Origin of the sequence: Lysinibacillus sp. KU-BSD001 (genome assembly GCF_042920265.1) — a bacterium.
Classification (GTDB): Bacteria; Bacillota; Bacilli; order Bacillales_A; family Planococcaceae; genus Lysinibacillus_B.
Genome location: NZ_JBDQZI010000024.1, coordinates 14,009 through 30,189, shown reverse-complemented (window position 1 = coordinate 30,189; position 16,181 = coordinate 14,009). Strand labels below are relative to the sequence as shown.

The following is a 16,181-nucleotide window of genomic DNA, read 5'->3' as shown; positions in this document are numbered from 1 at the left end:
AATCGTGAGGTCTATTTGGCGTGCGTAATTTTTTTGGAGGGTGGGGGTACCCCCACCCTCCAAAAAAAATCTTTTCAACACATAATTATTTTCTTAAAAGCTATTGACTGAAGGTAAGAAAGGGACCGTCTGAAAAGATATTTTGAGACGGCACCTTTGCGACGAGGATGGTGGCATTTTGATGTGACCACCGCAGGAGCAATATTTCTTAATGAGTAATTATTAAGGAGTAAAGGGATGCCCAGAAAGTAAAAACTTTCTGGGCATCCCCTTCAGTTAACCATGTCCTCACTACAAGTATTCCTTATTTACCATTAGTTGGCATGACGATTGTAAAGGTACTTCCCTCACCAAGTACACTCTCTACCTGAATGGTCCCATCATGCAACGAGACAATTTGCTTCACAATGGCTAGGCCAAGACCTGTCCCATCTTTTTTCCGCGCTTCATCCACGCGATAAAAACGTTCAAATACTTGTTCACAAGCCTCTGCCGTCATGCCAATTCCTGTGTCTTTAAAGACAACCTCTAGCATCGCCCCGACAGGACGACATGAGATGAATATAGTGCCCCCTGCATCCGTATATTTAATCGCATTGGACAATAAATTATCCCAGACATTCACTAGTAGTTCCTCATCAACAATCGCTGTTGTTTCTTCGAGCTTATATGAGAGCTCCATTTCTTGTTCATGGAGACGCCATTGATACTTACGAAGCACGTCTCTTAACTGCTCATCTATTCGTACTTCTTTCGTTTTTAATGGATAGGTCACTTGGTCAAGCGATGTTAAGAGCAGCAGCTGCTTCGTTAAATTAGAAAGATGCTTCGATTCACGGTCAATGATCGCCGAATATTCGATTCGTTCCACATCCGATACCTTCTCATCTTGCAATAAATCGGCATAGCCTTGAATGTTCATAAGTGGGGATTGGAAGTCGTGTGACACATTACTAATGAACGCCTTCCTCGCCTCGTCATTATCGGCTAGCTGTCGTTGCATCGAATGAAAGCTTTCGGCCAATTGCCCAAGCTCATCCTTCCGCGTAATATCTAGTGCATAATCAAAATTCTCATTGGATACGGCCTTCGTTGCCTCTGTTAGTTGTGTGATGGGACGAATGAATTGGCGTGTCATCCAAACAACGCCCATTATACTCACAACCGCAATCGTCAATATGAAGCCAACGAGAACCATATGGAAATCCGAAAATAACGTTTTATTATCTTGCCGTAAAAAGAGACCGTATTTTTCACCATTCATTTCAAACGGAATTCCTACCGTATTATGCAATTGATTCGAAAAATGAGCCATCATTGAAAATCGACTTTTAAAATCTTGCATCCCCTGATAAATTTCCCCATCAAAAACCGTTGTTAATGCTTCTTGGGGCATTTCTTTGTCACTAAACGAGGCACCATAATATTGATACTGACCACTCTCACTAATGATCACAATCTGATACCCTAGTAATCCAACAGATGTTAAGTACTCATCTATCGAATGGCGGGATTCATGCATATACAATAAAATACGCGTCACTTCTTCGGCTGTTTCAACTTGCTGTGCATCAATTTTTTCTTTTGTAAACGTATAATACACCATATTCGCAAGGATAAAACCAATGCCGATACTGCATAGTAAAATCAACACCGTCGCGAAGATGAATTGATTGTACAAGGACTTCATACTACTACCTCTAGCTTGTAGCCAATGCCACGTACCGTTTGAATTTCAACGGATGCCCCATGTCGTTTAAGGCGCTCACGGATACGATTAATATGCGTATTTAACGTCAGCTCACTGCCTTCATAATTGGCACCCCATGTTTGCTCAATAAGTACAGCACGCTGCGTCACCTTTCCAACACGTGACGCTAGCATACTAAGCAAGTCAAATTCCTTCATCGGTAGCATAATCGTTTCCTGATTAATAATCACCTCAAAATTTTTCCGGTCAATTTTAATATTGCCCACCTCGATCATTGCTTCTAGTGAACGCTCAAAACGACGCATTACAACGGCCACGCGAAATAGCAGCTCTTTTGGTTCAAATGGTTTCACAATATAATCCTCAGATCCTGCACTAAACCCTTGTTCTTTGTCTTCTAGCTGCCCTTTCGCTGTCAATAGAATGACTGGAATTTCTAGCTCCTTTGTTAATATTTTCGTTAACTCAAAGCCACTCATGCCCGGCATCATCACATCAACAATCGCCAGATCCACCTCGATTTCTTCAAGTAATTTCAGTGCCTGTTGTGCATCACTTGCCCGCTCCACTTGATAGCCCTCTCGTGTTAAATGAATGGAAACTAGCTGTAAAATATCCGCATCATCATCAACGACTAAAACTCGCATACAATCCCTCCATCCGTTAAAGTATGAGAGGTTTACTTATCTTTTTCAAAAAATAAGATTAAAGATGGTAATAACATGCCCCGAACTAAAAATGTATCAATTAAAATGCCTACTGCCACCATAAAACCAAAAATAAATAAATCAGCAATCGGCATCGTTGTTAGTGCCGCAAACGTCGCCGCTAAAATCACACCGGCGGATGAAATCACGCCACCTGTATTACGAATCGCAACTTCAAGTGCATCCTTCACTTTCATCTGCTTCCGTTCTTCTAAGAAACGTGAGACTAAAATAATATTGTAATCAATACCAAGCGCAACTAAGAAAATAAATGCATACACAGGTACACGGGTACTAATCGCATCATAACCAAATAATACATCGACTAAGAAAATCCCTAATCCTAATGCAGATACATACGAAATTAAAATCGTTGCCATCATATAAATTGGCATCTTCCATGAGCGAGTTAAAGCAAATAATAAAGCTAAAATCAGTACCGTTTCAAGCAATACAATTTTAATAATATCGCGGTTATTTACCTCTCGTTCATCTACTAATTTCATCGTGATCCCGCTATAATACACGTCGGCTGCCACATCGATGTCATCCATCATCGCTTCCGTATGTGCACGAAGCTCCTGCATAAAGTCGATTGCTTCGATTGAATACGGATTTAATGCTAGCGCAACACTAAATTTTGCGGCTGTTTCATCTGCTGTTGTAGCAGATAGGCGCACGGAGCTAATTTCTTCATAGCTTGTCAGCCGCTCTGTAAATGCCACGATATCTGCTTCTGTTAATACTTGATCACTTTCTAGGATAATTGTAGTTGGCGCTAGCTCCCCTTTATCAAACTTTGATTCTACAATCTCATATCCTATACGAGAAGGTAATTCTTCCGGGAATTTTTTCACTGTATCGAACTCGTATTCTAAATTAAATACATTGAACGCCGTAATGAACATAAAGATCGCTACAATCCCACCTGAAAGCCCTGGCTTATTGACAACAAACTTAGCAACGGGGCCCCATAAACCATGTTTTACTTCTCGGTGCTCACCATATTTCGGTACTTTTGGCCAAAATGCTTTTCGACCAAATAACGTAAATAGCGCCGGTACTAATGTGACAGAAGCGAACATAATAATAAACATCGCCGTCCCAAAAATCGGAGCGAAGTTTTGGTAATCACGGAAATCCGCGAAAAATAATACAAGCATCGCAGCTAAAACCGTACCACCTGCAAATACAACCGGTTCCCCTGTTGCACGCATCGCATGCTTCATCGCTTCATACTTATCTTCATAATGATTTAGCTCTTCTCGGTAACGTGAGAATACAAATAATGAATAATCGATTACCGCCGCAAAAAGTAAAATGCTCATAATCGATGTCGTCGAGTTGTTAATTTCTAGCCCACCAGCACCCATCAGTGCAATGATTTGATTGACTACTTGGTACACAACAACTGTCGCAAATAGTGGAATAAATGCTAGTAGTGGTGATCGATAAATTACAATTAGTAGTACTAAAATAATAATGATTGTCGCAAATAGTAATTTGAAGTCTGCCGCTTCAAATAGTTTAATTGTATCACCAGCAATCCCAGCTGGACCTGTAATATAAAAATCTGTCTGTAACTCTTTTGCGACGTCATTTCCAATCGTAGAAGCATGATCATTAATTTCAGCATACTCTGCATTGCCAAGACCTGCCTGTAAATTCATTGGGACAATCATAGTTGATTTGTCTTCTGACGTAAAACCTGCTAATGCTTGCGGGGGTAATGTAGAAATATCAATGATCGTATCGACACCTTCAATATTTTCCGCAAGTATCGCATTCAAAATTTGCTTCACTTCATCTACATTCACTTCCCCGTTTTCATTATGAAAAACAAGTATCCCTGGTGTCCCTTGATCATTTGGGAATAATGCCTCTGATTTTTGCTCAGCAATAATCGCTTCCGCCTCGTCCGGCAGCGATTGAAAGTTTGATACTTTATAGTCCCCTAGCTTCGGGCCTGCACTTAGCCCTACCATTAATACTAACCAGACGATAATGGTCGTCCACATACCACGCTTTGTAGCAACCCAATCTGTAATGGGATGTAATAGCTTATTCACTTCATTTCCTCCTCTATGGAAAATACTACGTTTTACATCATAGCGGACGAATATAAATTCAATATAAACTAGCCGTGGTATAATTAAATTAAAAACGGAGGTCATCCAAATGTACAAAACAGTCGAGGAAACCGCCAAAGATATTGGGATGCCCGAGTATCAAATCTTACAATACATTTACAATGGCCGCATTAAAGCCGTACATGACGGTGAGCAGTTTTTAGTAAACAGCCGCCAATTTGACACGTACCACGAACAACTTGAACGGATCAAACAAGAAATTGAAATTTGGCGTAATACACCGATTCCAGAAGATATTGATGTGAAAGACGAAGATTAACTAAACCTATACGTAAAAAAGATCCTGCGTAGGCGGGATCTTTCTCGTTTTGAATACCAAAAAAAAGTACTACAGCTATGTTCAATCTGCAGTACTTGTACAATGTTATTCATTTAAAATAGAAGGATTATTTTTATTTTCTGGCTTGTCTTTATTTTCATTATCATTTTGTTTTTTCGCTTGATTATTTTGTCCAATGACACCTAAGTCATCGGCACTAATATCCAAACCATACCCGTATTCTTCACGATCTAATCCATTTTTCTTCTTTTTTTCTTTTGCCAAAAGGCTCACCTCCATTTATTAAAGTATCCCTTTTGGCTTTTTTTATGCTCATTCCTCACTTTTTACAAAATCACGCAAGTTAGCCTGTTTGACAACTTACACTTTTCACACAAAAAACGCCCTCCTATAACGGAAGGCGCTGTAAATTAAATCGATACAACAAATCCAGCACGTTTACCAATAATTTCGGCATAATCTTCCACCATAACGGAAGCTGTTGGATACATCCCTGCACCTGGGCCTGTTACCGTTAACGTCCCGATATAATTTGTCTCCATCGACACCGCATTGAATACATCATCAATTGGGAATAATGGATGTTCTGCATTTACGAGCATCGGTGCTACTTTTCCAATAATTTGACCCTCTGCATTTTTCTCAACCTCTGCCACGTGGCGATAACGTAAACCTTTTTCATTTGCGGCTTTAATATCATCCAGTGTTAATGTATCAATACCAATGACTTCTACCTCTGACCACGCTGGCTGTTCCCCAAATGCCAGATCGGATAGGATCATTAATTTTTTAAATGCGTCCTGACCTGATACGTCATTAAATGGATCTGCTTCTGCATAGCCTAGGCGCTGTGCTTCTGCTAATGCTTGATCGTAGCTCCAACCTTCTTGACGCATTTTTGTTAACATATAGTTCGTCGTCCCATTTAAAATGCCTTGAATACGGCTTACATCGTTCACTAGTAAAATATTTTTCATTGTTTTAATAATAGGTACGCCACCTGCAACCGTTGCCTCATAGCCTACGAATACACCGTTCTTTTTCGCTAGCTCTTGTAGTTCTATCCCACGCTTGGCAAACATCACTTTATTTGCCGTAATGACATGGCATTTATGTTCAATCGCACGTTGTAAATAAGAGAATGCAGGTTCTTCATTCACGATTGCCTCGAATACAACTTGCATCCCTTTTTCTGCGAATACATCATCAATATTATCTGTTAATAAATGCTGCGTTCCTGGTACACGTTCTCTTGACGTATCACGCACTACAATTTTCGCTACTTCTAGTTCTACGCCTAGCTTTTCACGTAGTTCTTCACGCTTTTCATTTAAAATATGGTAAATCCCCTGACCTACTGTGCCAAAACCTAAGATGGCCGCCTTGATTACTGCCATAAATGTCTCCTCCAAAATCCGTAAGAAATCTATATAAACAAATTATTCTAAAAATTTAACATAGGAAAATTTTATCGTATATCCTATATGAAAACAAGAAAAATCTTCTCTAGATGAACAATTGTTTTTTTAAAATGTACACAAACACCTGACATTGTCGTAAACCTTTCAAAATTCCGACACAATTAAAGTTTCTTCTATAAATAAATAGAAAAAGCATCCTAGATTCTGGATGCTTTCTTTAAAGCTTTGAAAAGTAAGGGGACTTTTCAAAAGCATATATTTTATACACTACACGGCAACATCTGCATAAGAATGGCGATAACGATCTAGTACTTTCTTTACGATAATCTCTTCTTTTTTCGTAAATGGCGGTACTCCGTATGTACGATGGACAAGCTGGAATTCACCAAACTTTAAAAACCATTCCTTTGCTGGCAAACTAATATGATTTGTTCCGTACTCCTGATATGCATCGTATACTTCCTTTACAATATAGCCCGTTGTTTCAAGGTCGTGTGTAGCTTCTGAAAATGCGCTATGTCCGAACGCTTTTTTCCACATCGCATCGACACGCTCTAATAAATATTGGATTGAAATTTGATTTACGAAAGCATGTACTTCATTTAATTCGTATACAACATATGCTGCGACGTTTTGCGCACTGTAAACATTGCCCATTTTCAACACTCCTTTTCCTACAATTTTAGTTGGTTTTATCTTTAACCTTATATTAATACACCGAAACTCAATTGTCAATAATGTTTATAAAATTACTAGGTTTTAAATTTTGAAGTAAAGGTGGCTTCCTCGTGAAATGATACGAGTGTCACCACCTCCCTTTGCCGCATGAGGCTATTTATTTAGAACTAATGGTTATATTTTAAACTTGTGCACCTGCTTGAGCTTGTGATTTGGCTAAAGCTTGGTCTAAGTCAGCAATGATATCTTCTACATTTTCTAAGCCGATTGAAAGACGAATGAGTCCCTCTGATACACCCGCTACTTGTAATTGCTCTGCTGATAATTGTTGATGTGTAGTAGACGCTGGGTGAATCACTAATGAACGTGCATCTCCAACGTTTGCTACGTGCGATAGTAGTTCTACACTATCGATGAATTCGCGACCTGCATCACGACCGCCTTTTAATTCAAATGTAAGCATCGAGCCGTAACCATGCTTTAAATATTTCTTCGCCGCATCATGTGATGGGAAGTCTTCAAAGCCTGGGTAATTTACTTTTTCCACGAATGGGTGGTTCTTTAAGTACTCCCCTACTTTTGTTGCATTTTCATTGTGACGAGCCACACGCAAATGAAGCGTTTCTAGCCCTTGAATGAAGTTAAAGGCAGCGTCTGCTGATAATGTCGGCCCGAAATCACGTAATAATTGCACACGTAATTTTGTTGCGAATGCTGCATTTGGTACATCAATACCATAGCGTAAGCCGTGGTAGCTTGTGTCTGGTTCTGTAAATCCTGGGAAGCGACCTTGCGTCCAGTCAAATTTCCCTGCATCGACGACTACGCCACCAATTGTCGTACCGTGACCACCAATCCATTTTGTAGCGGAATGGACCACAACATCGGCACCAAAGTCAATCGGATTTGAGCCATATGGCGATGGGAATGTATTGTCAATGATTAATGGTAAGCCATGCTCATGTGCAATATTTGCTACTGCTTCGATATCTAAAATATTTAAAGACGGATTCCCTACTGTTTCTGCATATAATGCTTTTGTGTTTTCATTAATAGCTTTACGGAAGTTTTCTGGATCACTTTCGTCTACGAATGTCGTTGTAATGCCGTAGCGAGGCAGTGTGTTCGCGAATAAATTGTATGTGCCGCCGTAAAGCGAACCTGCTGCTACAATGTTATCTCCTGTACCTGCAATATTTAAAATTGAGAATGCAATCGCAGCGGAACCAGATGAAAGCCCTACTGCAGCTGTCCCTTTTTCAATTAAAGCAATACGTTCTTCAAATACGCCAACTGTTGGGTTCATAATACGTGAATAAATGTTTCCTGCCTCTTCTAAAGCGAAAAGACGTTGCGCATGAGCAGTGTCTTTAAAGGCATATGCCGTTGTGCGGTAAATAGGTACAGCGATTGCGCCTGTGACAGGGTCTGGCTTTTGACCGCCGTGTAATAATAACGTTTCTGGTTTTTGTGACATGAGTAAATTCCTCCTAAAATATAATCGATGGATAATCGGTTGAGGAGGATTTCGAAAACGTAACCCCTCTTAATTTGGAAGTTGCTTTTTATACAAATGAGTACAAAAAGCCCTCTTCTCAAAATAAGAAGAGGGCTGCGAATGAGCAAGTTTTCCTCCCCTTATCTTTCAGATCCCGATTCGAATCTGTAGGAATTAGCACCTTAGTAAGTTGTTACTGGTTGCTGGGCATCACAGGGCCTAGTCCCTCCGCCTCTCTCGATAAGAGTATATGATTCATGTTCCATCTGTTGTTTCACAGTATAAAACAATTAAATCCGATTCGTCAACTATTAATTTAAAATTTTCTGAAATTATTGTTTTATACTCTCCTACAAAACTATTAATTAACTAATTTTTAACAGTATATTCATATAGAAACGTTATAATCAACATAACAATTAGGAATGTATAGGCATTGTAAAGTCAGCATTAAAATGATGCCTAAAGAAGTTAAATACATTTCTAATATAATACTTAACAGCCTGATGTCAGTTGTTAAGTATTATAAACATCTATTAAAAGGAGTGTGGCATGATGGGAAAATTACCAGCTTCAAAATCAACACCTTCTGTACAAACCGTGGTCATAGAACCGAAAGAAACAAACAAACGGAATTTAAAACCGCTCTGGATTGGACTTGCATTTGCAGCACTAATTATGATTACGTTGTTACCGAACAACGGGGAGTTACCTATAGCAGGGCAACGTGGACTTGCCATTTTAGCATTGGCTGTTATTTTATGGGTAACAGAAGCCGTTTCTTATCCCGTCAGCTCTGCGATGATTATTGGATTAATCGCCCTTTTACTTGGCTTTGCGCCATCCATCGCAGACCCAACTGTAGTATTAGGCACAAAAGATGCTTTAAAGCTTGCCCTTGGTGGCTTTAGTAGCTCCGCTGTCGCGCTTGTGGCAGCCGCCCTATTTTTAGCTGCTGCTATGCAGGCAACAAACTTACATAAACGGTTGGCGTTATGGGTTTTATCTCTTCTTGGAACAAAAACAAAAGCCATTGTTTTTGGGGCGATTTTAGTATCCATCATTTTAGCCTTCTTCGTACCAAGTGCCACTGCTCGTGCAGGGGCTGTTGTCCCGATTTTACTCGGCATGGTGGCAGCATTCGGTCTAGAGAAAAATTCACGCCTTGGTGCATTACTTGTCATTACGGCCGTACAAGCCGTTTCGATTTGGAATATCGGGATTAAAACCGGAGCTGCTCAAAATATGGTGGCCATTGGATTTATCCAAGAACAATTTGGCATCGATATTTCATGGGGCGCTTGGTTCTTGTATGCTGCCCCCTTCTCCATCCTTATGTCCATTGCACTGTTTTTCATTATGAATATGTTAATTAAGCCAGAAACGGACCAGATTGATGGCGGGAAAGAAGTCATTAAAAAACAATTAGCAGACCTTGGACCGTTAAAAGGAGAAGAAATTCGTTTAATCATGATCTCCATAGCACTATTATTTTTATGGGCAACGGAAGGGATCGTCCATCCGTTTGATACAACGACTGTCACAATTGTCGCCATCGCTCTATTATTAGCACCGAAAATAGGGGTATACACTTGGGAGCAAGTTGAAAAACTTATTCCGTGGGGAACAATTATTGTATTCGCTGTAGGGATTGCACTTGGTACTGTATTATTAACTACACAAGGGGCTCAATGGTTATCGGATGCAGTCTTTGGTTCACTTGGCCTTAATTCGATGCCGATTTTAGCCACAATTGCGCTAGTAACCGCCTTTAATATTCTCATTCATCTTGGTTTTGCGAGTGCCACAAGCTTAGCATCCGCACTCATTCCAGTATTTATTGCGTTAGCAACAACCATTACATTAGATATAGACCAAGTTGGGTTCGTATTAATACAACAATTCGTCATTAGCTTCGGCTTCTTACTACCAATTAGTGCACCACAAAATATGTTAGCTTATGGGACTGGTGCATTTACAACGAAAGATTTCTTAAAATCTGGTATTCCTTTAACAATCTTCGGCTATTTACTTGTCCTACTATTTAGTGCGACTTATTGGAAATGGATTGGCTTACTATCATAAAATATTATAAGATGGGCTTAATGGGTTTCCTTTAAGCCCGATTTTTTACATAAGGGGGAGTTTCCGATGAATTCAACACAAGCACTTTTACGTAGCCATTCCTCTGTACGCAAATATACAGGCGAAGAGATTTCACGTGAAAAGGTCATTGAATTAATTGAAACAGCACAAATGGCAGCGAGCTCACATTTTGTACAAGCATATAGCGTCATTTGGGTAACAGATGAAGAGAAAAAACAAAAGCTTGGGGAGTTATCGAAAAATGACTTCCAATTCAAAACAGCAGGCGCTTCATTTTTATTCTGTGTCGATTTTAAACGCCTTCAAGTAGCGGGCCAAAAGCATGGGGTGGAGATCGTAGCAGACTCGGCAGAAAATCTATTAGTGGGTGTCGCAGACGTTTCGTTGTTTGCCCAAAACTTTGTTGTAGCTGCCGAATCTGAAGGTTACGGTATTTGCTATATTGGCGGTGCACGTACAAACCCGGCTGAAATTAGCGAACTATTTGACCTACCAGAGTATGTCTTCCCATTATTTGCGATGACGATTGGTCAACCGACAAAACGCAATGAAACAAAACCACGTTTACCAGTTGCTGCTGTACTTCACGAAAATAGCTATAACACAGTACAATACGATACGTTACTAGATGAGTACGATGCGACAATGGAAGCTTACTACGCTTCTCGCTCTTCCAACCAAAAAATGGCGAACTGGACAAAACAAATGGCCGATTTCTTAATCGACCAAAAACGTCCACACATGAAAGAATTTTTAGCATCTAAAGGCTTTACATGGCAATAATATAAACATCCACAGAGTGAACAGAGACAGAAGTCCCGTTAACTCTGTTTTTTTACAGTTCATTTCTATTAGTTGTTTTGATAAAATAGTAATACGTTACTTTTTAAGTAGAAAGGACTTTTCTTATGTATACAAATAAACATGTTGCTAAATCTTTGGAGAAGCAGCATTTACGTGGTGTACGTAAATACTATTTATGTATCGCAGATATTAATATCGCACTGTCAAAAGTGCATCAAGCGATTATGCCACAGATTGATTTAGAACAATACAAATTCGCAACCGAATATATTCACCAATACATTTCTCATACATCTGTATGGAATCTAAAGTTTGTTGTTAATTTGGAGAGCCCTGAAGTCGCTTTACTACAAATCTTCCACCTACACTACATTTTTGAACAAGAACCTGTAGAAAAATTTAAAAATGAACGTGCCATTTTAAAAGAGCAGGAAGAAGCTTTTTTAGCATTAAAGCCATTTAAAGAAGACCATATTGAACGTCGTCGACAAGCAATGTTACATTATATTATTGAACAATTGTCTGCCAATATGAAAGAATAATATGACTTTAGCAAGGGGAAGAAATTTAGTTTTCGATTATTGATAGCGAAAACCTCATTCTTTTGTCCATTGTTCCCTATCTCCACTTTGCTACAATAGTAACTATAGAAAGTGAGGGAATATTTATGGTTTGGACGTCATCTAAAACTCACTCACCACAAGGCGCAAGATCCTTACTGAAAGTGATGGTAGAAATTAATACAGAGCTTGCCCAATTACATAAAATCATCGCTAAACAGATTAGCCTAAACCAATATATACACGCAACGAATTATGCTGAACAGTATATTTCGTATACATCACTATGGAATATTAAGTTTACCTATAATTTTGAAAGTCCTGAAGTCGCACTCATTCAGCTCATTCATTTAGAATACATTTTCGAACAAGAGTCCTCGTCTTTATTTATAAATGAACGGCAAATCTTTTCAAATATCCAGCAACTGTTCAACGAATACAAACCGTATTCAGATGAGATGGTCAGCAAGCGCCAAGCACAAATGTATGCCTATATCGAAATGCAAAATGAGCAATAATCATATAAATAAAAGAGAAAGGCGCAGGAAATTTCCCCACGCCTTTTGTTTTATTGTCCCGGTAAATCATCAATCATCATTGTTTTTACAGGTAAGAATTGCTCACCTGTTGCATAGTATACTATTTTCACTGTATCCCCTGTCTCGATATAAATCGCAAGTGGTACTGCTTCTGTGCTGACAACAAAGTTTTCACCTGTTGTCAGTAAAAAAGTCACCAGTGTAAAATCCCCTACTCGCTCTTTATACACACGGCTCACTTGCCCTGTTTTCGTCGCCTCTTCTGCATTAGACGAGCCATCGACCGTACTACCACTGCGTGATAATGCTGCTTTATACAGCTTTAATGCTTCATTTGGTGTAGCGGCATATGCTGAAATTTCAGGATTTGCGGCTGATACGATAAAGTAGTTTTGCAGGAAACCATTCGAATCAAGGACAGCGGATAGCCAGCTCGCCTCACCGTAAAAATTGTATAAAATCGGCATTTCACCTTGCCACTCTTTTTCAATAAATTTCTTCTCAATAATATCTAGAGCGCCTTGTGAATCCATATACGATTCTTTCAGATTTCCTGTATAGTACGTCGCTTCCCCAGTTCGTGCATTCGTCAATGAATAACCAAGCATCGAATCTACGCCCTCTTTTGGACTTGTAAAATCGGTAAAGTAATACATCACACCCTCCTCGCTAAAGATGGGTGACACATTGGCTTCCGTTCCTTCATCTGACGGTAACTTCACGTCTTTTTTACCGAAAACACTATTCCAGAAACCATGTACATAATTTCCGTAGTAGCTATTTTGTAAGCTCACTGTTTCAGGTGAAATCGCGCCATCGATAAAGGCTGGTACATCTGGTAATGCGATTTTTTCCATATCGCCTGTTATTGCATCGACCATGACAATCCCTTTTACATCAAAGCCATTCCGCGCAGAAATAAATTCGCCGTACGAACGGATATAATAAGGCTTGCCTTCATCATCCACTTCAAGCTGTGGCTCCCCGTAGAAAATCAATGTCGGGTAGGATAGACGCATATGACGCTCTAAATTTTTATTTAAATAAGCAGACGGTACATACGTCATTTCATGCTCAATAAATTTCGGATTTTCACTCGAATCTGTTGCACTCATCGTAAAATACCCTGGCGTTGTTTTACCATTGAACCACTTAAAGAACCCCGAAAACTCCACTGGTGCAATATAGACATACTCCCCGTTTACTTGTTGAATTTGTAAATTTCCTAACTCGTAAAAGCTCGTATTTGGCACTTGCCCAAATGCTTTTTTCATTTTATTTTCCACAAATTGCGGTGGTACACTGGCAGGCTTCTTTGTCTCATCAAACGGTTTAATTTCCACATCCTCTACCATTTCAGCAGAATTGTATTTATCGTCTGCATTAAACAGCGGTGCACTTAAGAAATACACAACAGCAACGATGCTGAAAAATACAATGACAGACTTCAATTTTTGTTCTAAACCTACTGAGAAAATCGCCCCACCTAATGCAACGGCTGGTAATACATATAAGAAAATCGTCCACTGTAAGTCAATTTTAGATACATAAACCATGAAAAATGTCGAAATAAAACTAAGTGTAAATACGGCAATGGCCAACATCCCTTGCTGTTTGGATGTAAGCTCCGATTTTGGTATTTTTCGCGTCAACGGTACGAGTAAAATCGTAATCAAAACCGAGAAAATCACGGAAATAATGACTAGTTGTCCCATCTGAATCACCCTTTCTTCCTGTCTCTATTACGGTCTAATCAATAAAAAAGTTTCATATTTTTTACTATAATAATAACAATCTATGTTTAAAGGGGGTTTTCACATGAGAACGTTTCTACTGATAGCCGCAGTTATTTTTGGCTTTTATTATGTATTTTTATTTGATACAATCCCGAGCGATTTCAAAATGGTATTTAAATTGATTCCTATGGTATTAATTATTATCTTTGCATTGCTCACACGCCATGCCGAGCGAAAATATTATACGCTCATTGGCATCGGGTTAATTTTTTGTGCCATTGGTGACTATACATTACAGTGGTTTATCGTTGGACTAATTAGCTTTTTAATTGGACATATTTTTTATATTACTGCCTTTTCTAGTGGCAAAAAACGGGTACCAACAGCTGTAAAAACAGGACTGCTGCTATACGGTGCGGCAATGGCAATTTGGATGTGTAGCACACTCTTCCAAAAAGGCGAAATCGTGCTCACGATGGCGGTATTCGCTTATATTAGCGTCATTTTAACGATGGGCTGGACATCATTTCGTACAGGTTCTACTTTTGCCATCATTGGTGCCCTGCTGTTTATTGCTTCTGACTCGATCTTGGCGATTAATAAATTCATTGTCGCTGTACCGTTCTCGCATGAGCTCATTATGTTCACATATTACGGTGCACAAATTTTCATCGCATCAAGCATTGCACAATATTACGAAAATCGAAATAAAGTGATACACTAATTATACCATTTATTTTAGGAGGTACAATTCATGAAAGAAAAACTCATTGAACGCTTCATTCGCTACGCAAAAATTGATACACAATCGGACTTTACAAGTAACACTACACCTTCTACGCAAAAGCAATTTGATTTATTGCATGTATTACAAGATGAACTGGCTGACATCGGGCTAACAGACATCACATTAGATGAAAATGGCTACTTGTTTGCGACATTGCCAGCCAATACAGACAAAGACGTACCGACCATTGGATTTTTAGCCCACGTGGATACGACAACAGACTTCACAGGTACTAATGTGAACCCACAGCGCATCGACAATTATGACGGCCAAGATATTCTGTTAAATGATAAGGTCATGATGTCGGTAGCGTACTTCCCCAACCTCAAAAACTATGTGGGGCAAACATTAATTACAACAGATGGTACAACACTGCTTGGTGCAGATGATAAAGCCGGCATCGCGGAAATTATAACAGCCATGGAATATTTAGTAGCGCACCCTGAAATAAAACACGGCAAAATCCGTATCGCCTTTACACCAGATGAAGAAATTGGTCGTGGTCCACATAAATTTGACGTCGACGCATTTAATGCCGACTTTGCTTATACAATGGATGGTGGCCCACTTGGTGAATTACAATACGAAAGCTTCAATGCAGCTGGCGTCAAAGTCACAACTTACGGCACAAGCGTTCACCCTGGTTCGGCTAAAAATAAAATGGTAAACGCGACGACAATGGCCATCAAGTTCCAAAACCATATGCCCGTCGATGAGGTACCCGAAAAAACAGAAGGCTACGAAGGCTTTATTCATTTAATGAGCTTTACTGGACGTATCGAAAAAGCGGAAATGAGCTATATTATTCGCGACCATGATCGTGAAAAGTTCGAAGCGAAAAAAGCACATATATTAGAAGTGGAAAAGTTAATAAAGGCTGAATATGGTGAACATGCCATTTGCGTAGAAATCGAAGACCAATACTACAATATGGGTGAAAAAATTGAGCCGATAATGGACATCGTTGATATCGCCAAAGAAGCAATGCATAAGCTCGGTATTACACCGATTATCGAACCCATTCGCGGCGGTACAGATGGCTCTCAGTTATCATTTATGGGCTTACCAACACCTAATATTTTTGCGGGTGGCGAAAATATGCACGGTAAATTTGAATATGTATCTGCTGAAACAATGGAAAAAGCGACCCAGGTGATTTTAGAAATTATCCAACTTTTCGAACAAAAATAGATTGAATTTCCAC

Annotated in this window: 15 protein-coding genes and 1 riboswitch; of the genes, 7 read left to right on the top strand and 8 right to left on the bottom strand. The window is 39.4% G+C overall.

Translation table 11 applies throughout. The features are described 5' to 3' along the window. Positions 1–304: 304 nt before the first annotated feature. From AAGS61_RS20220 to AAGS61_RS20210, 3 genes are read right to left on the bottom strand one after another with little or no spacing between them, the layout of a single operon-like run. Positions 305–1,690 carry a sensor histidine kinase gene (locus AAGS61_RS20220; RefSeq protein WP_391376327.1) on the bottom strand — a complete coding sequence of 462 codons (1,386 nt, stop codon included), beginning with the start codon at positions 1,688–1,690 and terminating at the stop codon, positions 305–307. Continuing rightward, entirely contained in the window at positions 1,687–2,358 is a 672-nt protein-coding gene (locus AAGS61_RS20215) for a response regulator transcription factor (RefSeq protein WP_391376324.1), read from the bottom strand. The genes AAGS61_RS20220 and AAGS61_RS20215 overlap by 4 nt, the downstream gene beginning before the upstream one ends. A 32-nt stretch (positions 2,359–2,390) precedes the next feature. Beyond that, positions 2,391–4,487, bottom strand: coding sequence for an MMPL family transporter (locus AAGS61_RS20210; RefSeq protein WP_391376321.1), 2,097 nt, complete (start codon positions 4,485–4,487; stop codon positions 2,391–2,393). 109 nt (positions 4,488–4,596) lie between these two features. Between AAGS61_RS20210 and AAGS61_RS20205 the strand changes: the two genes are divergently transcribed. Then, positions 4,597–4,827, top strand: coding sequence for a DNA-binding protein (locus AAGS61_RS20205; protein ID WP_391376318.1), 231 nt, complete (start codon positions 4,597–4,599; stop codon positions 4,825–4,827). A 105-nt stretch (positions 4,828–4,932) separates the two neighbouring features. Here the strand turns inward: AAGS61_RS20205 and AAGS61_RS20200 are convergent, their stop codons facing one another. The 4 genes from AAGS61_RS20200 to AAGS61_RS20185 form a co-directional block, all read right to left on the bottom strand. Next, entirely contained in the window at positions 4,933–5,121 is a 189-nt protein-coding gene (locus AAGS61_RS20200; protein WP_391376333.1) for a hypothetical protein, read from the bottom strand. 137 nt (positions 5,122–5,258) lie between these two features. Next, a complete protein-coding gene (locus AAGS61_RS20195) occupies positions 5,259–6,245 on the bottom strand; it encodes a homoserine dehydrogenase (protein WP_391376315.1) in 987 nt (328 codons plus the stop codon). A gap of 291 nt (positions 6,246–6,536) precedes the next feature. Then, positions 6,537–6,926 (bottom strand): hypothetical protein, encoded by a 390-nt coding sequence (locus tag AAGS61_RS20190; protein ID WP_391376312.1) that lies wholly within the window; start codon positions 6,924–6,926, stop codon positions 6,537–6,539. Positions 6,927–7,128: 202 nt separating this feature from the next. Further along, the gene (locus AAGS61_RS20185) at positions 7,129–8,424 is read right to left on the bottom strand and encodes an O-acetylhomoserine aminocarboxypropyltransferase/cysteine synthase family protein (protein ID WP_391376309.1); all 1,296 of its coding nucleotides are present in this window, start codon (positions 8,422–8,424) and stop codon (positions 7,129–7,131) included. A gap of 158 nt (positions 8,425–8,582) precedes the next feature. After that, positions 8,583–8,692: riboswitch (SAM riboswitch) on the bottom strand. A 308-nt stretch (positions 8,693–9,000) separates the two neighbouring features. On the opposite strand from AAGS61_RS20185, the gene AAGS61_RS20180 reads away from it, so the two are divergent. The 4 genes from AAGS61_RS20180 to AAGS61_RS20165 all read left to right on the top strand — a co-directional run bounded on the left by AAGS61_RS20180 (position 9,001) and on the right by AAGS61_RS20165 (position 12,433). Next, on the top strand, positions 9,001–10,530 hold the full coding sequence (locus AAGS61_RS20180) for an SLC13 family permease (RefSeq protein WP_391376306.1): 1,530 nt from the start codon (positions 9,001–9,003) through the stop codon (positions 10,528–10,530). Between the two features lie 66 nt (positions 10,531–10,596). Further along, entirely contained in the window at positions 10,597–11,334 is a 738-nt protein-coding gene (gene nfsA, locus AAGS61_RS20175) for an oxygen-insensitive NADPH nitroreductase (protein WP_391376303.1), read from the top strand. Between the two features lie 125 nt (positions 11,335–11,459). Continuing rightward, positions 11,460–11,897, top strand: coding sequence for a hypothetical protein (locus tag AAGS61_RS20170; RefSeq protein WP_391376300.1), 438 nt, complete (start codon positions 11,460–11,462; stop codon positions 11,895–11,897). 125 nt (positions 11,898–12,022) lie between these two features. Then, positions 12,023–12,433: a hypothetical protein gene (locus tag AAGS61_RS20165; protein WP_391376297.1), complete on the top strand. Its 411-nt coding sequence runs from the start codon at positions 12,023–12,025 to the stop codon at positions 12,431–12,433. Positions 12,434–12,483: 50 nt separating this feature from the next. Here AAGS61_RS20165 and AAGS61_RS20160 read toward each other — a convergent pair whose 3' ends face one another. After that, complete coding sequence (locus AAGS61_RS20160) at positions 12,484–14,169, bottom strand: hypothetical protein (protein WP_391376294.1); 1,686 nt, start codon at positions 14,167–14,169, stop codon at positions 12,484–12,486. A gap of 103 nt (positions 14,170–14,272) precedes the next feature. Here AAGS61_RS20160 and AAGS61_RS20155 point away from each other — a divergent pair, with 103 nt between their 5' ends. Continuing rightward, a complete protein-coding gene (locus AAGS61_RS20155; RefSeq protein ID WP_391376291.1) occupies positions 14,273–14,914 on the top strand; it encodes a lysoplasmalogenase in 642 nt (213 codons plus the stop codon). 30 nt (positions 14,915–14,944) lie between these two features. Beyond that, on the top strand, positions 14,945–16,168 hold the full coding sequence (pepT, locus tag AAGS61_RS20150) for a peptidase T (protein WP_391376288.1): 1,224 nt from the start codon (positions 14,945–14,947) through the stop codon (positions 16,166–16,168). Positions 16,169–16,181: the final 13 nt, after the last annotated feature.